Source organism: Halococcus sp. AFM35, assembly GCF_051195015.1.
In the GTDB taxonomy this organism is placed as follows: Archaea; Halobacteriota; Halobacteria; order Halobacteriales; family Halococcaceae; genus Halococcus.
Genome location: NZ_JBNTJU010000004.1, coordinates 79,283 through 99,395, shown reverse-complemented (window position 1 = coordinate 99,395; position 20,113 = coordinate 79,283). Strand labels below are relative to the sequence as shown.

The following is a 20,113-nucleotide window of genomic DNA, read 5'->3' as shown; positions in this document are numbered from 1 at the left end:
ACGAAAGTTTTTTACTGTCGAACATCGATGCCTGTACGAGACACGATGACAAATCGAGAGTCGGCATACACACGGCGGCAATACATCAAGGGCACAGGAGCGGCGAGCGCCGCCGTCATGGCGGGTCTCGCTGGCTGTACGGGCGGTGGAGGCGGTGGTGGAAACGGGAGTGGCAACGGTAGCGGCGGCAACGGCAGCGGTGGTGGCGGGAGTGGCTCCGGACAGGCGCTCGAAGTCCTCCACGCATGGACCGGCGGCGACGGCAAGGCGGCCATCAACGCCTTGACGAAGAACTTCAAGAACAAGTACCCGGATATGAAGACTGATTTCCGTCCCATCGGCGGCGGCGGGAACACCAACCTCAACACCGTCGTTGCGAAACGTCTCGGCAACAACAACCCGCCGAGTTCCTTCGCCGGGTGGCCCGGCCAGAATCTCACCCAATACGAGGGTGTCCTCGGCGATGCCAGCGAGGCGTGGAACAACTACCAGGACAAACACTATGAGGAGGTCGTCAAGGCGTGCAAGTACGACGGGAACTTCGCGGCGGTGCCAATCGGCTCACACCGCCTCAACGACCTCTTCTTCAACAAGAACGTCCTCAGCGAGGCGGGCGTCAACCCCGATAACATCTCGGACTTTCAGGGACTGCTCTCGGCGCTGAAGACGGTCCAGCAGAACACGGACAAGGTGCCGATGACCCAAGCGATGAAGCTCCCGTTCAGCACGCTTCAGCTGTTCGGTACGGTGATGCTCGGCACGCAGGGCTACCAGGCCTACATGAACTTCACGCAGGGCAAGGGTGAGAAGAAAACGGTCGTCGCCGCGCTCGAATCCACCAAGCAAATCCTCGCGAACTACATCAACGACGACGCCTCCTCGACCGCGCTCACGGGGTCGCTCAACAACATCATGAACGGCAACGCCGCGTTCATCCATCAGGGCAACTGGGCCGCCGGCGCGTTCAAGAACAAGCAGGGATTCGAGTATGGAAAAGACTGGGAGCACATCACGTTCCCTGGGACCGAAGGGATGTACACCCTCCACATGGACTCGTTCATCAAACCTGCCAACAATCCCACGCCCGAAAAGACCACGAAGTGGCTCTCCTACGCCGGCACCAAGGAGGCCCAAGTCGCGTTCAACACCCGGAAAGGCTCGATTCCCACCCGGAAGGACGCGACCGCGAAGGAGTTCGGGCCGTATCTCTCGAACACCATCGAGGACTTCCAGAACGCAAAGCAAAAACCCCCAACCATCGCCCACGGACTCGCGGTGCCGGCACAGACCCTGACCAACCTCAAGGGCGTCATCAACAACAACTTCACCGGCCCGTACAACGTCGAAGCGACCGCCGACGCGATGCTCAAGACCATCAGCGACGGACAGGCCTGATTCGAGCGACGCATGTCGGTTCTTCGCTCACTCGCGCGAACGCTCCGTGGGACGGGTGCGGACGACGAGCACCCTGACGACGGGCGCGCCGCGACCGACGGCGGGACGACCGTGAGCGGCCGGACACGCTCCGACACCACGCGGTCGACGCTCTCTCGGTACTGGCGGAGTGATTTCGTCCGGTCGATGCCGTACTGGCTGATTCCCTTCGCGGTGGTCGGTCTGTTCGTCTACGGCGCAATCGGCTGGAACTTCGTCATTTCGCTGACCGACTACTCGGGGTTCGGCAGCGCGGAGTACACGGACCTCGACTTCGGGAACTACATCGAGGCGTTCACGTCCTCGGCGGTCATCACCGCCGGCCGAAACACCCTCGTCCTCCTGGTCGTGTTCACGCTCGTCTGTCTCGCCGTCGGACTCGGTGTCGCCATCTTGCTCGACCGGCAGGTCCGCTTCGAGAGCACGCTGCGGACCATCTACCTGCTGCCGATGAGCCTCTCGTTCATCGTCACGGGGCAGTTCTGGCTCTGGATGTACAACGTGAACAACGGCATCGTCAACTCCTTCGTCGGGCTGTTCGGGCTGGGACCGTTCAACTGGCTCGGCAACCCCGACCTCGTCCTCGGAGCGGTGATATTCGCGCTGATGTGGCAGTTCAGCGGCTACTGCATGGTGGTCTACCTCGCCGCGCTACGAGGGATTCCGGATTCACACTTCGAGGCCGCACGCGTCGATGGGGCCAGCACGTGGCGGATGTACCGGCGGGTCATCGTCCCGCAGCTCAAACCCGCCACCATCAGCGCGACCGTCGTGGTGATGCTGTTCGCGCTCAAGGCGTTCTCCTTTCTCTACGCGCTGTTCGGCGGCTATCGACCGGCGAAAGGCGCGGACATCCTTGCGACACTGATGGTCCGGCAGGCGTTCCAGTTGCAGGAGTGGGCGTACTCATCGGCCATCGCCATCATCCTGTTCGCGATGGCACTCGGCGTCATCGCGCCGTATCTCTACTACCAGTACCGGAGTGAGAACCTATGACGGCTGCCGAGGACACCCCGACCGACGCCCAAGAGGGTCGTTCGTTCGGCGTCGACCCGTGGCGCATCGCGCTGTACGTGGCGCTTGCGCTCCTGCTCGTCTTCTACCTGCTCCCGATAGAGACCGGTCTCGTCACGTCGATCAAGACGGCGGCGGGCGTCGTCGAGAGCCTCCCCTACTTCCCGCCCGGTATCGAGAGCGTCACACTCGGGAACTGGTCGAGGGCGTTCGGCCTGCTCCAGCGTGGCATCGTCAACAGCCTGCTGTTCACGGTTCCGGCGACGATTCTGTGTGCCATCCTGGGGAGCGCCGCCGCCTACGGGCTGACGCTGGTCGATTGGCGCGGACAGATCGGCGTCCTGTTACTGTTCATCGCGGGCATCTTCATCCCGTATCAGGCCGTCATCGTCCCGCTGTCGCGGTTCTGGTCGAACTACCTCAACTTGGAGAGCACGCTCTCGTTCCTGTGGGCGTTGCCGATTCTCCAGCCACACTGGGGCGACCTGCTGGAGTTGCTGATTACCCACGTCGCCTACGGCATCCCGATCATCACGCTGCTGTTCCGCACCCACTACCAGAACATCTCGACCGAGATGCTCGAAGCCGCCCGGCTCGACGGCGCGAGCGTCACGAAGGTCTACACGCGCATCGTGCTGCCGCTGTCGCGGCCGATGTTCGTCGTGGTGTTGATCTTCCAGTTCACCCAGATATGGAACGAGTTCCTCTTCGCGCTGACGCTCGTCTCCAGTGCGAGCAGTCCAGCCGCGCCGGTGACCCTGATTCTCTCGGGCATCGGGGCGGCCCAGACGGGGGTCGACTTCCCGCTCCGGATGGCCGCGGCCTTTATCGCCGCCATCCCGACGATACTGGTCTACGTGCTGTTCGCCGACGAGTTCGCCGAGGGGGTGCGGGCATGACACACGCTGTTCGAATCGATTCGGAGAATACTGCTACACTCAAACGGGACGACCCAATCATGACCGAAGGTACACATCGACTGGAAGCGTTCACACAATGGAGGCGAGATGGATGGCCGAACTAACCCTCGACCGGGTGACCAAGCGATTCGGCGACGGCGACATCGTCGCGGTCGAGGAGGCGTCGCTCGACGTTGCCGACGGTGAGTTTCTGGTGCTCGTCGGTCCCTCGGGGTGTGGAAAATCGACCACGCTCCGGATGGTCGCCGGTCTCGAAACGGTCACCGAAGGCGACATCGCTCTCGGCGACCGAATCATCAACGACGAACAGCCCAAAGAGCGCGACATCGCCATGGTGTTCCAGTCCTACGCGCTGTATCCCCACATGACTGCTCGGGAGAACATGAGTTTCGGGCTGGAGGAATCAACAGGGTTATCGGACGACGACATCGCAGAGCGCGTCGAGGACGCCGCAGCGACGATGGGCATTTCGGACCTGCTCGACCGAAAACCCGGCGAACTGTCCGGTGGTCAGCAACAGCGGGTCGCGCTCGGCCGCGCCATCGTCCGCGACCCCGAGGTCTTCCTGCTCGACGAACCGCTTTCCAATCTCGACGCGAAACTGCGCTCGTCGATGCGCACGGAACTCCAGCGCCTGCAGGAGGAGTTGGACGTGACGACCGTCTATGTGACCCACGACCAGACCGAGGCGATGACGATGGGCGACCGCATCGCCATCCTCGACGACGGTCGCCTCCAGCAGGTCGGCACCCCCCTCGAATGCTACCACGCACCCGCAAACCGATTCGTCGCGGGGTTCATCGGCGAGCCGTCGATGAACTTCTTCGAGACCGACGTCGAGGACGGCCGCTTGGTCGGCGATGAGATGGTGTACCCGCTCACCGAGGAGACGCGCGAGGCAATCGGCGACGCGTCCCGCGTGACCCTCGGCGTGCGCCCCGAGGACATCGAACTCGTCGAGGAGCGTGAGACCGACCACGACTTTCAAACCGTGGTCGACGTGGTCGAGCCGGTCGGCAGCGGCAACAACGTCTACCTCGCCTTCGAGGAGAGCGAGGACGAGCCGGCCGAACTCGACGTGGAGGAGTCACGGACGTTCGTGGCGACCATCGGCGGGCTGCGCCGCGTCGAGGCTGGCCAGCCGGCGGTCGCACGGATTCCCGAGGACGCTGTCCACCTGTTCGACACCGAGACCGGCGAGGCGCTACACAACCGCAAACTCGACGATACCGAAGCGGTCGAACCGCAGTTGTAACGCGCGACGGCTGGCTTTTTGTTCGGCCGCGACGAGCATAGTGCATGGGCGAAATCACCGACTACGAACTCTTCGAAGTGCCGCCGCGCTGGCTATTCTTGCGTGTTGAGACGAGCGACGGGCGGGTCGGCTGGGGCGAACCCGTCGTCGAGGGACGGGCACGCACAGTCAGGACTGCTGTCGAGGAGCTGTTCGAGAGCCATCTTCTCAATACTGACCCCGACCCAATCGAGGACCACTGGCAGGCGATGTACCGCGGCGGGTTCTATCGCGGCGGCCCAATCTTGATGAGCGCCATCGCGGGCGTCGATCAGGCGCTCTGGGACCTCAAGGGAAAGCGCTTCGACGCTCCCGTCCACGAGCTCTTGGGAGGCCCAGTCAGAGAGCGGATACAGGTGTATAGCTGGGTCGGCGGTGACCGTCCGAGCGAGGTCGCCGAGGCGGCAAGCGAGCGCGTCGCCGCTGGGTTCGAGGCGCTCAAGATGAACGCGACCGCCGAATTTCGACGCATCGAGTCGCCGGCCGCCATTCAGTCGGTGGCCGAGCGGCTTGCCACGGTGCGTGAGGCGGTCGGTCCCGACGTGGATATCGGGGTCGACTTTCATGGACGGGTCTCGAAACCGATGGCGAAACGGCTTGCCACGGCGCTCGAACCGGACAAGCCGATGTTTATCGAAGAGCCCGTGCTGCCCGAACACGACGACCTTCTCCCCGAGGTCGCCGCCCGCACGACGACGCCGATTGCAACGGGCGAGCGCCACTACTCGCGGGCGGATTTCAAACCACTGCTCGAAGCCGGCGGCGTGGACGTGATTCAACCCGACCTCTCACACGCCGGCGGCATCACCGAAGTCAGCAAAATCGCCAGCATGGCCGAAGCCTACGACGTCGCGCTCGCGCCACACTGTCCGCTCGGACCGATTGCGCTCGCGTCGTGTCTCCAGGTCGATGCCTGCGCACACAACGCGACCATCCAGGAGCAGAGCCTCGGGATTCACTACAATCGGGGCAGTGACGTACTCGACTATCTCGCCGACCCATCGGTGTTCGAGTACGATGACGGCTTCGTCGAGATTCCCGATGGGCCGGGACTCGGCATCGACATCGACGAAGAACACGTCCGCGAGCAGTCAGGAAAAATCGACTGGCACAATCCTATCTGGCGACACGATGACGGCTCGGTTGCCGAGTGGTAACGACTCAGAGCGAAACCGTCGCATCGCTTTCGGCAGCCTCGTAAATGGCTTCGAGCGCGCGCATGTCGACCAGCCCGTGCTCGCCGTCGGGATGTGGCTCGGTTTCGGAGAGCACGCGGTCGGCGAAGTAATCGAACTCCTCGGTCATCTGGCTGCGCTGGTCGAAATCGAGGGTCGCATCGACGTCGCCGCGGCGAACCCGCAGTTTCCGTGGTTCGTCGGGGAAGAACACGGGGTCGAGTTCGAGTTCGCCCTCCGTGCCCGTGATGCGGAGATGGCTCGACTGGGCGGCGTTCTGACTCGCGGTGCACACAGTCGAGACGCCGTCGGGAAAGTCGACGCGGAAGCTCGCGCGCTCGTCGGCTACATCCGCGAACGCTTCGTGTGAGGAGTGCATCGAGGCCCCCACCGACTGGGGGTCGCGGTCGAGGACGAACCGGGCGGTGTTGAGCGGGTAGATACCCAAATCCATCACGCTCGCACCGTAGCCCGCGAGGTCGGGGTCGAGTCGCCACTGGTCGGTGTCGGGGTTCATTTCGAGCAGGCGCTGGGTCATCGCCCCGTGAATCGCCACGGGGTCGCCGATGAACCCTTCACGAACGAGTTCGCGCGCCCGACGGACCGCCGGTTCGGTGTGCATCCGGTAGGCAATCATCAGCGGCACCGATTCACAGGCTTCAACCAGTTCCTCGGCGCGCTCGACGGTCGCCTCCATCGGCTTCTCACAGAGGATTGCTTTGTCGAACTCCGCGGCGGTCGCTGCATACTCCAGATGGACGGCGTTCGGCGTGGCGATGTAGACGGCGTCGTACTCCTCACGAGCCTTCCCGTCGTGGAACCCCTCGTAGGTCAGCCCCTCCACGACGGTCTCGTGCTGGTCGGCGACCGCCATCGCACGTTCCTCGTCGCTGCTGACGAGCACCGTCGTCTCACAGAGTTCCGAGCGCTCGACGGCCGGCATCGCCTTTTCTTTCGTCCACCAGCCGAGACCGACCATCGCAATCCTGACTGTTCCCTCCTCGCCGGTCTGCCAGTCGCGGCCGGTGAATCCCTCGAAAACGTCCGATAGCTCCGTCATCGGCGATGGTTGTGGGGCCGATGGCGTGAGTGTGTCGGTGTCACGCGCCGGATGTTTGCAGTCCGTCGTAGAGGTCACGCAGTCGCCGTCCATCGCGTGCCCAGTTGTACTCCCGTTCGACCGCCCGCTTGCCGTTCTCCCCGCACTCGGTCGCACGTTCCCCGTCGGTGAGTTCGGCGAGTGCCGCACCGAGTGCCTCGCCATCGCCGGCTGGTGCGACGAAACCGCTCTCGGTGTGGTCGACGATGCGCGCGAGCGGCGCGACGTCGCTCACCACGACCGGAATACCCATCGCCATCGCCTGATAGAGCTTGTGCGGGACAGTGGTCTCGGTGTGTGGCGTCGCGGCGTGTGGCACGGCCGCGACGTCGCTTGCGGCCAGATACCGCGGCACGTCGGCGAAATCGACCCAGCCCGTAAACTGCACCTGCTCGCGGATGCCCAGCGAGCGTGCGAGCGCCTTCAGGCCCGCGACGTAGTTGTCGTTGCCCTTCCCGACGAGCAAGAGCCGTGCCGCCGGGGTGCTCTCGACGAGTTCCGCGAACCCCTCGATGAGCGTGTCGAGACCACGATGACGCGTGAAGTTACCGATGTACGATACGACGAACGCCCCGGAATCGAACGAAAGCGTGTCGGGCGGAGTGACGTCGCTGTCGAAAGCATCGCGGTCGACGGTGTTCGCAACGACTTTTACCTTCGCGGGCTCGGCACCACAGTCGCGAAGGTAGTGTGCGCGCGCCTCCTCACAGACGGTAACGGTGCGGTCGGCGCGCCGGACACCCTCGCGTTCGAGGCGTTTGAGTCGCCACGGCGCGAAGGCGACGCGCTGGACGAGGGCTGCGGGGTCGCGGCCGATTTCGCCCCAGCCACGCATCCGCTGTATCTGGCGGGCGGCCTCCGGGTAGTTCTCGTGGAGGTCGGCGACGACCGGAACATCGAATTTCTCACCGATTGCCAGCCCCGTGTTCACCAGCGGCAGGTCGTGGACGTGGATGGCGTCTATCGAATCCTCCCTGTCGAGGTCCACGACGGCGCGCTGCCACGCCGGATGGACGGCGCTCGCCACGTAGCGAAGTCCATCGGCTACGCCCGAGAGACCGGCGAACATCTCACCGGCGGGCAGGCGCTCGACGTCGATACCGTCGATACGCTCGAAGGAGGGTTCGTCGGGACCGCCGCGACAGAGCAGCGTGATGGAATGGCCGGCCGCGCCGAGCGCCGACGCCTCCTTTGCGACGCGGATGTCCGGCGGGAAGCGCTCGGGGAGGAGCATACAGACGTGCATGCCTCCCCAGAGTGCGCTCAGGGACTTAAGGCTGGGTTCACGGCACGGCCAGCGCCACCGAGACGGACACAAGAGGTTTTCACCGGACGGGTCGGAGCCGGTCCATGCCCCTCGTCAGCGCCATCCTCCCGACGTACAACCGCGCCGAATACGTCGCCGGAGCCATCGACACAGTTCTGGCACAGACTCACGACGACATCGAGGTCGTGGTCGTCGACGACGGTTCGACCGACGATACCGAAGAGCGCCTCGCGGCCTACGCCGACGACGGCCGGGTGCGCGTCAGATACAACGAGGAAAACCGCGGAATCTCGGCGAGCATGAACCGCGCGGCCGCCCTCGCCGACGGCGAGTTCGTCTGCGTGCTCAACGACGACGACCGCTGGCACGAGGAGAAGGTCGAGAGACAGCTCGCGGCCTTCGAGCGCGCGGGCGAGGAGGTCGGTATCGTCTACACCGGCGGGGTGGTCAAACAGGGCGACCGGGTGGTCCGGGTCTATCGTCCCGAGCGCCGCGGCGACATCTACCCCGACGTCATCGCCCGGTTCGGTCTCCACCCGCATTCGAGTCATATGCTGCGTGCCGAATGTTTCGGGTTGGGGGGGTTCGACCCCGACTTTCCCCGCGGTGTGGACTGGGACCACTGCATCCGACTGGCACGCGACTACGAGTTCGAGTACGTCGACGAACGCCTCGTCGAGCGCATTTTTCACACCGATAACATTTCACAAGAACTCACCCACGGCGTCGAGGTGAATGGGATGATTTGGGAGAAGTACCACGACGAAATCGAGAGATACCCCGATATCGAGCGCCGCCTCCGCGAGAAGCAGTGTCGGGCGCACGCACGGGTCGCGCTCGAACGCGGCCAGCGCCGCCGCGCCTTCGCCTACGCACGCCGCGCGATGGGCTACGAGCGCTCCGCCGAAAGCGCGTTCATCATGCTGTTCGCCCTGCTCGGCCAGCGTACACTCGCCATTGCACGCCGCGCCCGTGACGCCGCGATGAACTGGCGGGCGTCGCTGGTCGAGTAGGCGCTGTTGCTGGTCGGAGAGAAGAGTTAAAACCGATATGGCCCATCCGGAGACATGCGCTCGAACCGCTTACGACAGCTTGAAAACCCCCGGAAACGTCGATACGCCGATGTTCGAACTCGGAGTTACGGTTCTGCAGTCGGTGCAATCTGCCACATTCGCGGTCCCGAGCGATTGGACGCTTCTGGCGTTGGTCCTCATCGGATTTCTCGCCGGCATCGGCATCACCGCGCTCGGCCCGGGCGGCGTGTTCGTGACGATTGCGCTGTACGCGCTGACCGGACTCGGACCGGCGGCCGTCGCCGGCACCGCAAGCGCGACCAACATCGCAGCGGGGCTTCTCGGGAGCATCGCGTATACCCGCTCGGGCGAACTGCTCGCGGCCAGCAACCAACGACTGGCGCTCGTCGTGAGCGTGACGAGCGTGCTCGGCGCGCTCGTCGGCGTCCGCATCAACGCCTTCGTCCCCAAGCGCCTGTTCGGGATGGTCCTCGGCGGACTCGTGATGGGTATCGGCGTTCTGGTATGGTATCGCGAGCGGACCGATACCGACGCCGGCTACACCGTCGACCCCGACTCGCGGGCGGGACTGGTCGCCGGCGGCGCGGTCGGCGTCGGCGTCGGGGTTCCTGCCGGATTGCTCGGCATCGGTGGGCCGGTGCTTGCGGTCCCGCTGCTGACGGTTTTGGGTGTGCCGTTGCTCGCGGCGCTCGCGGTCGCGCAGGTCCAGTCGGTGTTCATCGCCGGGGCGGCGACCGTGGGATATCTCGCGCAGGGGGCCGTCTCGATGCCACTGGTCGTGGCGATTGGCGTCCCGGAACTGGTGGGCATCGTCATCGGTTGGCGGGTTGCACGAGCCGTGGATCCCCGACGGCTCAAGCACGCCCTCGCGGCCACCCTCGCCACGCTCGGCCCGTACCTCGCGCTCCGTCCCTGACGGCGTTTCGTTCCAGCACTACTATCGAAAAACGAACGGAATAACCGTGGATACTGACCGACAGGCTGAATAGAAAGGGGGGAGAAAACAACATGATTCGGCGTGCGAACATCCCCCACGACGCTCCAAGCGAGCGGGTTAGTGCTCCTCGGTCTGGGACTGATGTGCGGAGCGATGTTGCCGTCGGCGGAGTTTCTCACCGTCAGTAGCCGTCTGTTGGTCGGATGTGGATTCGTCGTCACCAGCGTCGGCATCCTGCGAGCGGTTCGTGGGCGACCCCCACAGCACTTCTGATAACAACGGCCTTGCGGGATACCGAATAAGCGAATAGCTCCACCGTATCGGGTTCATCCCCGGCCGCCGAACAGCGAGGCGACGAACGGAATCACCGTCCGGGGCGAAGTATGTGAACACGCGAGCGCGGACGATCACCGGGTAGCCGTCAGCTACCCGACGAGCGGTTCGTTGAGAACGGCGGTATCGACGTACTGCTGGAAGCGGACCATGGTCCCGTCTTCGAGGTCCACGGCGTGAGCGAACGGTGCTTCGAAACGCTTGCCCGTTTCCGCATAGGTGCCGTATTCGGTGCCCAGCGCCACGACCGTGTCACCGTCCTCGACGAACCGTTCCGGCTCGACGACGTACTCGTCCCATTCCTCGGCGAGCATTGCGAAAACGTTCTCTAGGACCTGTTCGGGTCCGTGATAGACCCCGCCGTAGGGAGCACCCTCGGCTTCGACCCACTCGATGTCGGTATCCATGATGGCCATCACGTCGTCAATCGCGCCACGGGCGAACGCGTCGTAGGCTTCCTTCACGATCTCCAGATTTGACTGTTGGCTTGTTGAACTCATGGTTCACCAGTACAGACGCTCCCACAGACGATATAGCTTCAGTGATGAGAATTGTCATATGGAGTATTATTTCAATAGTACAGACAGCTATCTTACGAGTTCGTACACGCGCTGCATCGCGTTCATCCCCGGCCGGCCGAACAACGAGGCGACGAACGGAATCGTCGTCCGGGGCGAGGGCGCGCGGTAACACGCGAGTGCGAACGACCGGATGGCCTCTGTGGACCACCGCTGTTCGCGCAGTTCCATCCGGCCCGCAAGCTTGTCGGTGTTCGCCAGCGCGTTCGCCCGCACGGAGGGGGGAAGCTCGTCGTAGAGGTCGTCGTACTCGTGGATGATTTCTTTCCGCCCGCGAATGAGGCCCAGTGATTTGCCACGCGAGTCCTCGATGACGCCACGTTCGACCAGTGCCTCCTCGACGAACACGAACTCGTGCTCGCGCGCGAGGTCTATCATCAGTCCGAGGTCATCCCCGCCCGGTCGGTCGGGCAACGGCAGGACCTCAGCAAGCGCCTCGCGCGCGACGAGCATCGTCGAGGTGACACACGGTGACAGGGAGAATTCGAGCGCACGGGCGAGCACGTCGCCACGGGCGGTCGAATCGGGCAGCACGGTCGTCCCGTCCTCGTAGGTCATCCCGCAGTAAGCCACATCCGTACCGGTGCATTCGAGTAGTTCGACCTGCCGGGCGAGTTTCGTGGGTAGGAGACGGTCGTCGTCGTCGAGAAACTGGACGTACTCGCCCGAAGCGCGCTTGGCCCCCACACTGCGGGCGGGATTCGACCCGATGTTGCCATCGAGACCGATGTACGTGAGGTCGTACTCGTCGGCGACCTCGCGGGCGTGGCCCTCGCCGGAGTCATCGACGACGAGGAGTTCGGTCGGCTGTGTCTGTGCGGCGACGCTCTCGATGGCTCCCCGGAGTCGGTCGTTGCGGTAGTAGGTCGGAATCACGACTGAGACGAGCGAATCGGCGGACATGGCTGAGACGAGCGAAGGAATAGCTAAATGTGTGCCGAGAGCGCCTTGCCGATAGTGACCCGCGACGCGACCCTCCGGAAGTGGGTGCGCCAGCCACCGACCACCCCGCTCATCCAGCAACTCCGCGACGAGGAACGCAAGCGCGCGCTCGCCCACCTCGACGGCGAGCGCGTGCTCGACCTCGCCTCCGAATCGTCAGTTACCCGCGCCATCGCGGCCGACTCGCTCACGCGCATCGATTTCTCCGACGACGCGAGCGCGTACGCAAGCGAAACAATCGGCAACACCATTGACTGCTACCGGGCCGCCGACCCCGAACAGCCAGTCCTCCCCTTCCCAGACGATGCGTTCGATGCCGCCGTCTCCATCGGTCCCTACGACTGGAAGTTCCTCGACGTCGCGGCGCTCACCGCCGAGGTCGGACGCGTCCTCAACGATGACGGGAAATTCGTCTTCTCGGTTCCGACGCCACGTTCGCCCTACGCCGCGAACGACTGGCCCGACAACCGCTACTACGAGCCGCGCGACGCACTCACGCTGCTCGCACCCGACTGGCGAGTGCTCGATGCCGACCTCGTGTTTCAGTATCCCTATTACATCCATATGGCGCTCAACATGCTGCCCGCGCGCTATCAGGAATCGTTCGTCGCCGCCGCCGAGCGCGCGAGCGACGAACTCACCGCCCGCGAGCGCTGGGGGGATGCCTCCTATCTCGTGCTCGCGGCCGAGCCGCTCGACTATCACGGGTATCTCGACGACGCACTCGACTGTCTGTTCCGCCCGGTCGAACGGAACGGCTTCTGGGACCCCGAGGACGAAAAACTCCTCCGGGCGCTTGAGTACGACATCGTCGACGATGGCGAGGACAGCGAGTTCGAATGGACGCCCGACGACCGCGAGCTGTGGCGCTACGCACCCTTCGGCCTGATGGGCGCGATGCAATGGCGCGTCTCCAATATCGGTACCGACCGCTACGACGACAAGCTCGAACGCGCGCTCGCGTACTTCGCGGAACAAATCGAGAACGGAACGCTCTCGGCGATGCCGAGCTACGGCATCGGCCCGCTGACCTGTGCGTTCTCGCTCGCGGCCGAGGTCTTCGACGCCGCCCACGAGCGCGTCGCGTGGGAACTATTCGAACACTCACGCGAGCGCTTCGACTTCACTCGTTCCGAGGACAGCCTGCTCGCCTACGGCTGGTCGTATCTCGCCGAACGCGAATCCGGGTCGGCGGTTCGGGAAGCGCTCTCGGCGGCGCTGTGGCGGATGAACGAGCGACTCACTCCACAGGGGTTGTTCGTCTTCGACAACCACACCACCCGTCGCCACCAGAACCAGATGTATGCATGCTGGGGGTTCGCCCGCGCCATCGAAGTGACCGGACAGACGGGCTATCTCGAAAACGTCGAACGCGTGCTGACACGGACCGTCGACGAGCGGATGCGTTCCGACGGCGCGTTTCTCTGGGAGGACGCGGTTTCGCCCGTTCAACGCGCGCGTCGCAACGCAACGAAACGACTCGGTTTCCGTCCGCCGTACTGGGACTTTCTCTACGAGTGCCATCAGACTTTCTTCGTCAACGCGGTCGCCCACTACGACGCGGCGGGCGGCGAGCACGATTTCGACCCCGAAGTCGGCCGCGCGATGGCGTGGATATACGGCGACAGCGCTCGGGGAGACCTCGTCGAACTGAGCGACCTCGGTGTACCGATGCGCTTTCTCACCGTCGACGGCCGCCTCGACATCGACGACCAGATGTACAAAGGCTCGTACGAAATCGGTTCGTATCTGATGGCGCTCACGAATCTGCTTGCGGAATCGTAATATCGGGTTCCGGCGTCGCCAACAGCGATTCGTACAGTTCGCACAGTCGCTTGGCGTCGCGTTCGCGGTTGAGCGCGCCATCGGCCGCCGCTCGACCGTTCGCGCCCAGTTCGGTCCGGCGCTCGGCGTCCGAGAGTTCCACCAGCGCCTCGGTGAGCGCGGTTTCCTCGGGCTGCACGCACAGCCCCGCCCCGGTCAGTCCGAGCAGTCGCTTCAGCGGCGGCGTCTCGCTGGCGATCACTGGAACGCCGAGCGCCAGCGCCATGAACAACGGCCGCGGGATGGTGGTGTCCCCAGCCCGCGAGCGCTCGGGCAGGACGCAGACGTCGCTCGCGGCGAGGTAGCCGGCCGTATCCTCGCCTTCGGTACGGAACACGATTCGCCCGCCGACCAGCTCCCGTCGAGCCAACCGTTCGAGATCGTCGAGCGTTCCCTCCCCGATGTCGCCGACGACCAGTACGCGGAGGTCGGCGGCGCTGTCGGCCGCCCGCGCCGCGGCCGCGACGAACGTTTCCAGCGATTCGCGTGGAACGCCTTCCGCGATGACGGTGACGACGAACGCCCCTTCGGAATCGAAGCCGAGTCCACCAACGGGTTCGGTCCTCGCAGCGAGACCGGACTCGACCGTCTCGCGGACGACCGCGACACGCTCCGGGTCGATGTCGGTCTCGCGGACGTATGCCGCGCGCGCCTCCTCGCAGGTGGTTATCAACTGGTCGACATCGGGGAGGTGCTTGTCGAGCACTCGACCGCGCCGCCACGGCGAGTGAAACACGCGGCGGGCGTACCGCCGCAGCCGGCCACCGTGGGCGTCGTCGGTCTCGATGGCAGCCGTCCCGCTCGGCAGGTCGGCCACGACGGGGACGTCGAGCTGGGTGCCGACCTTCAACCCCGTCTTCAGCAGGCCACAATCGCTCACACAGCAGACATCGACTCCCCGTTCGTCGTCGACCGCGCTCGCAGCGCGCACCCACGCGGGCTGGGCGAACCCCAGCGCGTAGCGTACGCCGTCGAGAACACCTCGTGGGCCCGAATACAGCTCCGTGTCAGGTAGCCGCCGGAGGTCGATGCCGTCGACGATGTCGTGGTCGGGACCGCCCGTCCCGCGTGCACATACCGTCACCGCGTGGCCGCCCGCCCGCAGCGCCGCGCCCGCCGCCGCGATGCGTGTATCCGGCGGAAACGTGCCCGCACTGAGCAGACAGACGTGCATTAGCGAGGGCCTCCACGCCATCGGGTGTCGGTCATACCTCACCACTCTCGGCGAGCGGGTTTCGCTCTTGTGGTCGTACCGGTCGAAAGCATCCCGACGGAACGAACGTCGAGAGGGCGACGACGGTCAGAGCGCCGCAGCGGCGAGATTGCGGTCGTAGGTCGCGAGCAGCTCCTCGGCGACGGTCTCCCACGCGTACTCGTCGGTTGCCGCCTGCCGGTTCGCCTCACCCATCGCGGCCACGCGCTCGGGGTCGGCGACGAGTTCCGCGAGCGCGTCGGCGAGTGCGTCGCCGTCGCGCGGTTCGACCAACAGACCCCGCTCGTCGTCGATGACTTCCGGAATCGCGCCCACGGTGGTCGAGACGATGGCGTTGCCCGCGGCCATCGCTTCGAGCATCGCTATCGGTAGCCCCTCGGCGTGGGAGGGCAACACGAAGATCGACCCCGCGCCGAGCAGTTCGTGTTTTTTCTCCTCGGAGACGTAGCCGAGATACTCCACGTTGTCGTAGGTCGCGGCCAGTCGTTCCGAATGGTTCGAGAGCGGTCCCTTGCCCGCAATCGACACCCGGAAATCGAGGTTCCTCTCCATGAGGTCCTCGACGGCTGCGGCGAACTCGACGACACCCTTGCGCGGGAGCTGGTTCGAGACCGTCACCACGTGGGGTCGGTCGCCGTCGAACGCCGGCGAGTAGTCGGCGGCATCGACCGCGTTCGGAATCACCGTGAGCTTCCCGGGGTCGGTGTGTTTCGAGAGCGTATCCTTCCAGTACTCCGAAAGGACGACGATCTCGTCGGCAGCGCCGAACACGAGCGCCTGGAACCACCGGACGAGCCGCGATTCCGTCGAGACGAACACGTCGAACGAGGAGCCGTGAACGTGGAATATCACGGGTCGTTTCCAGACGTACTTGCTGAAGAGGACGTAGTAGCCCGCCCGGTAGAACGAGAACCGGTGGGAGGAGTGGACGTGGACGATATCGGGCGGCGAGCGCGCCGTGTACGAGAGCATGTTCCAGACGATGACCAGCAGCGAACGGACGAACGCGCGGGCGCTCTCGGTGTCGAACGCGCCGCTTTTGTGCGCCGAAACGTGGAGTCGGTCGGCGAGGTGGCGGCGCTGTTCGCTGATGTACTGACCGATGCCGCCCGGTCCCTGCCGCCCGACGATGAGGAGTTCGGTGTCGCGCATCACTCGACGTACCCGAGTCCGCGCAGTCGTTCCTCGACGTCGCTGAAGTCCCCCTCAGCGGCGCTCGACTCGCCGCCCGAACGTGCGTAGTCGGCGCTCGTCACTGGTCGCTCGGCGGGTGGCGAGTCCGGCGCGAACAGCTCGTCGAGGGCGCGCCCGTCGGCGGTCGCCGGGACTGGCTCACCCATGCTGTGGAGCACCGTCGGGGCAACGTCGAACACGCTCGCATCGCTCGGCGTCGCGCCGGCGGCGATGTCGGGACCCTCGGCGAGGAAAATTCCCTCCGGGCGGTGGTCGGCGGCATGGCTTCCGGGGTCCGAAAACACCGTCTCCGAGAGCGCGGGCTTCACATAATAGCCCTCGCGCGGCTCGACGACGAGGTCCGGCGCGGCGTCGTCGGTCGGGAAGAGTTCGTCGCCGTCGTGGACATCGAGGACGCGCTCGCCGGTGTCGGGGTCGCGCACCCGTGTGAGGGTATCGGTCAACTCGGCTTTGAGGGCGGCGACCCTGTGAGGGGGAACGATACCCTGCTCGAAGCGCTCAGTGTCGTTGATATACAGTGTGCCCTGTGCGTGGACGAACGCTGTCGTCTCGTCGTAGGCGACGTCGTAGCGCACGTTCTCGCCGGGGATGCCGGCGGCGAGGCGGTCGACGAGCGCGCGCGGGAGGCGCTTTGCGAGCTCGTTCGTGTCGATGCCCACCCGTTCGAGCGTCCCGAGCACGCGCTCTTTGGTGAGTCCGATTCGCGAGAGCGTGCTGCGCGTTCCCGTGTCGTCTTTCGGCGTGAGATAGCCCGCATCGGCCAGCACGCGGTTGACGTGGACGTTTTTCGTAATGGGACCGAACCCGTGGTCAGAAACCACGAAGAGGTTCGCGTCGTGGTCGGCCGCCGCCTCGCGCGCATCGCCAAGCACCGCATCGAGCTGTTTGTAGTGCTCCAGAAGGATTTCCTCGTCCCAGAGGAGGTGCTGGAGGCGGTCCGGGGCGGTATAGACGAAGAAAAACAGTCGCCAGTCCTCGTCGAGGAGGTCGTTCATCAGTTCCCGGCGGGCGGTGACCAGCGATGCGAGCGCGTCGGGGAACTCCTCGGGCCGGTCGCGGTACTCGTTCCAGTCGAGACCGATCTCGTAGTCGGGAAATCGGCTCTCGATGGTCGCAGCGAGGTCCGGCGGATGGGTGAACCCCTCACCCCGGTCGGGCGTCATCATTCCAGTGACCATCTTCCCGTCGATGGCCGAGGCGGGATAGGTCATCGGCACGTTCACGACGGTCGAGGGCGAGACCATCTCCCAGAGCGACGGGTGAACAACGTCCTCGCCGGTGTTCACGCGGTGGCGGTAGTTCGTGCCGAGCTTGTAGAACGCATAGATTCCATGTTTGTCCGGCCGGACGCCGGTGGCGATGGAGGGCCACGCGAGCGCGGTGTTGGCGGGTTTCGTGCTCGCAAGCGGTCCCGCCGCGCCGTCCTCGATGAGGGCGGCGAAGTTCGGCAGTTCGCCCGCCGCCGCCCACGCGCGCAGACGCTCGAACGGCACGCCGTCGAGACCGAGAACGAGCGCTCGGCGTGTGGCATCCCCCTCGCTCATGGTTGGTGCATACTGGCTGAGCATCCTCCCGTGACGCCCATTACCGTTTCCATTCGTGCCGCCGCCCGAAACGGCGGTCATGTCGAGAAATCACCCGCCGACGGTCGGCCCGCTCGTGCGCGTCGACGTTGCGGTCGCGTTCGACGAACCACCGAAACTCCCGAATATCGACCCCGAGTCGGTCGTCGTGGCGGTCGGGGTTGCAGTCGCGGTCGGGGTCGGAGTTGCAGTCGCGGTTGCGGTCGGGGTTCGTGCCTGCGGAGTCGGTGTCGGGGCGTTGCCGAACACCGAGCCGTTCGTCGACTGTGCGGTCGGCGTCGTCCCGTTCGTCCCGGCGCTGCGGTTGTTACGCGGGACGGTGGCGCTCGCGCCCGCGTCGGCAGGGTTGCTCCCGGCAACGAGATACAGGTCGAACTCGCCGTTGGTCTGGACGAGACTCACTCCCGGTTGGTTGTCGAGCGCGCTGATGTTCTCGCGGCTGTAGCGCAGGCTGCGATAGACCTGCACCTCGCGCTCGCGGGCGGCTTCGGTCACCGCCACGTATCGGTTGTTCGCTGTCCGGCCCGCGAGCGCGCTGAGGTTCTCGCCCGGAATCCCGCGACTACCCTGTGCGACGTCGGTCCCCTCGACGCCGAGGATGGCGTGTTTGTACCGCCACGGCCCGTCGCGCAGCCCGTACATCGGGGTGTCCTCCAGACCGTGCTCGAAGGCGAACTCGTAGCCCGATATCTGGGTTTCGCTCACTTGGTCGTTCGGCAGGAAGACGTATGGCGAGGGGAATATCACCACCACCGAGAGCGCGAGCATCGCGACGATGATGACCGAAAGCACCGCCCGAACCCCGCCAATCGGGACGACTTCCGAGAGTCCAGAGACGTAACGATAGAGCGCAATCGAGCCGAGAATCGTCGAAAACAGCATGATGAGACCCGCGTTGCGGAAGAAGAGTTCGGAGATGCTACCGATGTAGAACACCAGCGAGTACGGAATCAGTACGACTAATCCGACGGTGAAGTATTTGACCAGCGCCCTCGTGTCCGGGGCATCGCGCAGCCGCCCGAAGATACTCGTCAGCATCAAGAGACCGGCGAGGGCCGCAACCACGAGGCTCACGCCGAACAGCTTGAGGAACAGCTCGACGAAAGAACCGCCGATGGCCGTCAGCGACGCCGCCTGACTGGCCGTCGAGGCACCGATGTTCGCTCCGCCGGTGAGGAAACTCAACAGTTCGCGGATGACCGCATCGACCGAACTCTCGTAGCGGCCTCGGCCGACCGACCAGAGCATGAACGAGCCGATGAGGAACACCGTCGGGCCGTACATCGTCCGGTGGTCGGCGATGGGGCTGTCCGGTCGCACCGACCGATAGATGAACTGCACGCCCGACAGGGTGATGAAGAGGATGATGAGGTTCGCGGCCTGCTGTGGGTGAAAGAGTACGGTCGCACCGAGCGTGACCGCGAACACCGCGCTTATCGCCGAGACCGGCAAGCGCGAGTCGAAGACGTCGCTCGGACTCGTGAGGTAGTTGATGAGTAAATAGACGACGACCGGCGTGATGAGTATCGAATCGGAGATGGGGTGGGGTGACATGTAGTTCACACCGAGGTGGTTTATCGGCAACACGAGGAGACCGACGAGTCCACCCAGTAGCATTGCGCCCCGGTGGGATGTCATCGAGCGAACGCACAGCGGGATGAAGACGAGATAGACGAGCACGTAGGCGAACACGAGCAACAGCAGCGAGCGCGGAATCGTCGTGCCGGCGACGCCACGGATGAACAGTCCCGAAGTGTGGATGCCCGGATAGAACAGTCCGAACGCGCTCAACGAGCCATCGAGGAGGTCCCGCGTCCAGCCGAGGTGTGTCAGCCCGTCGCCGGAGCCGTAGTAGTAGTAACTCCGCAACAGCGGCAGACCCGCGACCGACGCTATCGCACCACCGCCGAGGGTCAATCCGGCGAGGCTGACGTAGCCCTCTGGCGCGTACAGCGTGACGAACACCGCGATCAACAGCGCGACCGCGATGCCGAGCCAGAAGCCAATCGGCGTCGCGGCGTAGATGTCTATCTCGTAGCTGGCGGCGGGCTTGCCGTAGGCGAACAACACACCGCCGGCGAGGGCGAGATAGCCGACGACGAGCGCGAGTTTCTGCGCACGGTTGTTCGGTTGTTGTGTCGTCGTGAGCGTACTCATCGTATCGGTCCATTGCGCCGCGTGGCGCATCCAAACGTACTCGCACTTGCGAAGCGGGGTCATAAACGTTTACCGCTCTCGACCGCCGTGCGGTGTGTTTACATGAATATCGTAC

17 protein-coding genes are annotated in these 20,113 nt (G+C 64.7%); 9 read left to right on the top strand and 8 right to left on the bottom strand.

Annotation, left to right across the window (positions count from 1 at the left end):
* Nucleotides 1–45 precede the first annotated feature (45 nt).
* The 5 genes from ACQUQO_RS04645 (at nt 46) to dgoD (ending at nt 5,819) form a co-directional block, all read left to right on the top strand.
* The gene (locus tag ACQUQO_RS04645; RefSeq protein ID WP_435076889.1) at nt 46–1,395 is read left to right on the top strand and encodes an ABC transporter substrate-binding protein; all 1,350 of its coding nucleotides are present in this window, start codon (nt 46–48) and stop codon (nt 1,393–1,395) included.
* Between the two features lie 12 nt (nt 1,396–1,407).
* Nucleotides 1,408–2,430: a carbohydrate ABC transporter permease gene (locus ACQUQO_RS04640; protein WP_435076788.1), complete on the top strand. Its 1,023-nt coding sequence runs from the start codon at nt 1,408–1,410 to the stop codon at nt 2,428–2,430.
* Nucleotides 2,427–3,347: a carbohydrate ABC transporter permease gene (locus tag ACQUQO_RS04635; RefSeq protein WP_435076787.1), complete on the top strand. Its 921-nt coding sequence runs from the start codon at nt 2,427–2,429 to the stop codon at nt 3,345–3,347. Before ACQUQO_RS04640 ends, ACQUQO_RS04635 begins: the two co-directional genes overlap by 4 nt.
* Nucleotides 3,348–3,459: 112 nt before the next feature.
* Entirely contained in the window at nt 3,460–4,623 is a 1,164-nt protein-coding gene (locus tag ACQUQO_RS04630; RefSeq protein WP_435076786.1) for an ABC transporter ATP-binding protein, read from the top strand.
* Between the two features lie 44 nt (nt 4,624–4,667).
* Nucleotides 4,668–5,819 carry a galactonate dehydratase gene (dgoD, locus tag ACQUQO_RS04625; protein WP_435076785.1) on the top strand — a complete coding sequence of 384 codons (1,152 nt, stop codon included), beginning with the start codon at nt 4,668–4,670 and terminating at the stop codon, nt 5,817–5,819.
* Nucleotides 5,820–5,823: 4 nt separating this feature from the next.
* Here the strand turns inward: dgoD and gfo6 are convergent, their stop codons facing one another.
* Together gfo6 and ACQUQO_RS04615 are read right to left on the bottom strand one after the other, a co-directional pair.
* On the bottom strand, nt 5,824–6,897 hold the full coding sequence (gfo6, locus tag ACQUQO_RS04620; protein ID WP_435076784.1) for a D-xylose 1-dehydrogenase Gfo6: 1,074 nt from the start codon (nt 6,895–6,897) through the stop codon (nt 5,824–5,826).
* A gap of 40 nt (nt 6,898–6,937) precedes the next feature.
* The gene (locus ACQUQO_RS04615; protein ID WP_435076783.1) at nt 6,938–8,182 is read right to left on the bottom strand and encodes a glycosyltransferase family 4 protein; all 1,245 of its coding nucleotides are present in this window, start codon (nt 8,180–8,182) and stop codon (nt 6,938–6,940) included.
* 104 nt (nt 8,183–8,286) lie between these two features.
* On the opposite strand from ACQUQO_RS04615, the gene ACQUQO_RS04610 reads away from it, so the two are divergent.
* The 3 genes from ACQUQO_RS04610 to ACQUQO_RS04600 all read left to right on the top strand — a co-directional run bounded on the left by ACQUQO_RS04610 (nt 8,287) and on the right by ACQUQO_RS04600 (nt 10,447).
* Nucleotides 8,287–9,216: a glycosyltransferase family 2 protein gene (locus ACQUQO_RS04610; protein WP_435076782.1), complete on the top strand. Its 930-nt coding sequence runs from the start codon at nt 8,287–8,289 to the stop codon at nt 9,214–9,216.
* A 142-nt stretch (nt 9,217–9,358) separates the two neighbouring features.
* Complete coding sequence (locus ACQUQO_RS04605) at nt 9,359–10,153, top strand: sulfite exporter TauE/SafE family protein (protein ID WP_435076781.1); 795 nt, start codon at nt 9,359–9,361, stop codon at nt 10,151–10,153.
* A gap of 102 nt (nt 10,154–10,255) precedes the next feature.
* Entirely contained in the window at nt 10,256–10,447 is a 192-nt protein-coding gene (locus tag ACQUQO_RS04600; protein WP_435076780.1) for a hypothetical protein, read from the top strand.
* Nucleotides 10,448–10,599: 152 nt separating this feature from the next.
* Here the strand turns inward: ACQUQO_RS04600 and ACQUQO_RS04595 are convergent, their stop codons facing one another.
* Complete coding sequence (locus ACQUQO_RS04595; protein WP_435076779.1) at nt 10,600–11,007, bottom strand: nuclear transport factor 2 family protein; 408 nt, start codon at nt 11,005–11,007, stop codon at nt 10,600–10,602.
* A gap of 87 nt (nt 11,008–11,094) precedes the next feature.
* A complete protein-coding gene (locus tag ACQUQO_RS04590; protein ID WP_435076778.1) occupies nt 11,095–11,988 on the bottom strand; it encodes a glycosyltransferase family 2 protein in 894 nt (297 codons plus the stop codon).
* Between the two features lie 27 nt (nt 11,989–12,015).
* Between ACQUQO_RS04590 and ACQUQO_RS04585 the strand changes: the two genes are divergently transcribed.
* Nucleotides 12,016–13,812 carry a class I SAM-dependent methyltransferase gene (locus ACQUQO_RS04585; protein ID WP_435076777.1) on the top strand — a complete coding sequence of 599 codons (1,797 nt, stop codon included), beginning with the start codon at nt 12,016–12,018 and terminating at the stop codon, nt 13,810–13,812.
* On the opposite strand, the gene ACQUQO_RS04580 is transcribed toward ACQUQO_RS04585, so the two are convergent.
* The 4 genes from ACQUQO_RS04580 to ACQUQO_RS04565 all read right to left on the bottom strand — a co-directional run bounded on the left by ACQUQO_RS04580 (nt 13,787) and on the right by ACQUQO_RS04565 (nt 19,998).
* The gene (locus tag ACQUQO_RS04580) at nt 13,787–15,025 is read right to left on the bottom strand and encodes a glycosyltransferase family 4 protein (protein WP_435076776.1); all 1,239 of its coding nucleotides are present in this window, start codon (nt 15,023–15,025) and stop codon (nt 13,787–13,789) included. The two genes, ACQUQO_RS04585 and ACQUQO_RS04580, sit on opposite strands and share 26 nt — an antisense overlap.
* A 126-nt stretch (nt 15,026–15,151) precedes the next feature.
* The gene (locus ACQUQO_RS04575; RefSeq protein ID WP_435076775.1) at nt 15,152–16,216 is read right to left on the bottom strand and encodes a glycosyltransferase family 4 protein; all 1,065 of its coding nucleotides are present in this window, start codon (nt 16,214–16,216) and stop codon (nt 15,152–15,154) included.
* Nucleotides 16,216–17,802: an alkaline phosphatase family protein gene (locus ACQUQO_RS04570; protein ID WP_435076888.1), complete on the bottom strand. Its 1,587-nt coding sequence runs from the start codon at nt 17,800–17,802 to the stop codon at nt 16,216–16,218. The genes ACQUQO_RS04575 and ACQUQO_RS04570 overlap by 1 nt, the downstream gene beginning before the upstream one ends.
* A gap of 90 nt (nt 17,803–17,892) precedes the next feature.
* Nucleotides 17,893–19,998: a hypothetical protein gene (locus tag ACQUQO_RS04565; protein ID WP_435076774.1), complete on the bottom strand. Its 2,106-nt coding sequence runs from the start codon at nt 19,996–19,998 to the stop codon at nt 17,893–17,895.
* Between the last annotated feature and the right edge of the window lie 115 nt (nt 19,999–20,113).

Bases quoted from the DNA above. Each gene is read 5' to 3' on its own strand.
- ACQUQO_RS04645 (WP_435076889.1), top strand. From the start codon at position 46: ATGACAAATCGAGAGTCGGCATACACACGGCGGCAATACATCAAGGGC.
- ACQUQO_RS04640 (WP_435076788.1), top strand. From the start codon at position 1,408: ATGTCGGTTCTTCGCTCACTCGCGCGAACGCTCCGTGGGACGGGTGCG.
- ACQUQO_RS04635 (WP_435076787.1), top strand. From the start codon at position 2,427: ATGACGGCTGCCGAGGACACCCCGACCGACGCCCAAGAGGGTCGTTCG.
- ACQUQO_RS04630 (WP_435076786.1), top strand. From the start codon at position 3,460: ATGGCCGAACTAACCCTCGACCGGGTGACCAAGCGATTCGGCGACGGC.
- dgoD (WP_435076785.1), top strand. From the start codon at position 4,668: ATGGGCGAAATCACCGACTACGAACTCTTCGAAGTGCCGCCGCGCTGG.
- gfo6 (WP_435076784.1), bottom strand. From the start codon at position 6,897: ATGACGGAGCTATCGGACGTTTTCGAGGGATTCACCGGCCGCGACTGG.
- ACQUQO_RS04615 (WP_435076783.1), bottom strand. From the start codon at position 8,182: ATGCACGTCTGTATGCTCCTCCCCGAGCGCTTCCCGCCGGACATCCGC.
- ACQUQO_RS04610 (WP_435076782.1), top strand. From the start codon at position 8,287: ATGCCCCTCGTCAGCGCCATCCTCCCGACGTACAACCGCGCCGAATAC.
- ACQUQO_RS04595 (WP_435076779.1), bottom strand. From the start codon at position 11,007: ATGAGTTCAACAAGCCAACAGTCAAATCTGGAGATCGTGAAGGAAGCC.
- ACQUQO_RS04590 (WP_435076778.1), bottom strand. From the start codon at position 11,988: ATGTCCGCCGATTCGCTCGTCTCAGTCGTGATTCCGACCTACTACCGC.
- ACQUQO_RS04585 (WP_435076777.1), top strand. From the start codon at position 12,016: ATGTGTGCCGAGAGCGCCTTGCCGATAGTGACCCGCGACGCGACCCTC.
- ACQUQO_RS04580 (WP_435076776.1), bottom strand. From the start codon at position 15,025: ATGCACGTCTGTCTGCTCAGTGCGGGCACGTTTCCGCCGGATACACGC.
- ACQUQO_RS04575 (WP_435076775.1), bottom strand. From the start codon at position 16,216: ATGCGCGACACCGAACTCCTCATCGTCGGGCGGCAGGGACCGGGCGGC.
- ACQUQO_RS04570 (WP_435076888.1), bottom strand. From the start codon at position 17,802: ATGAGCGAGGGGGATGCCACACGCCGAGCGCTCGTTCTCGGTCTCGAC.
- ACQUQO_RS04565 (WP_435076774.1), bottom strand. From the start codon at position 19,998: ATGAGTACGCTCACGACGACACAACAACCGAACAACCGTGCGCAGAAA.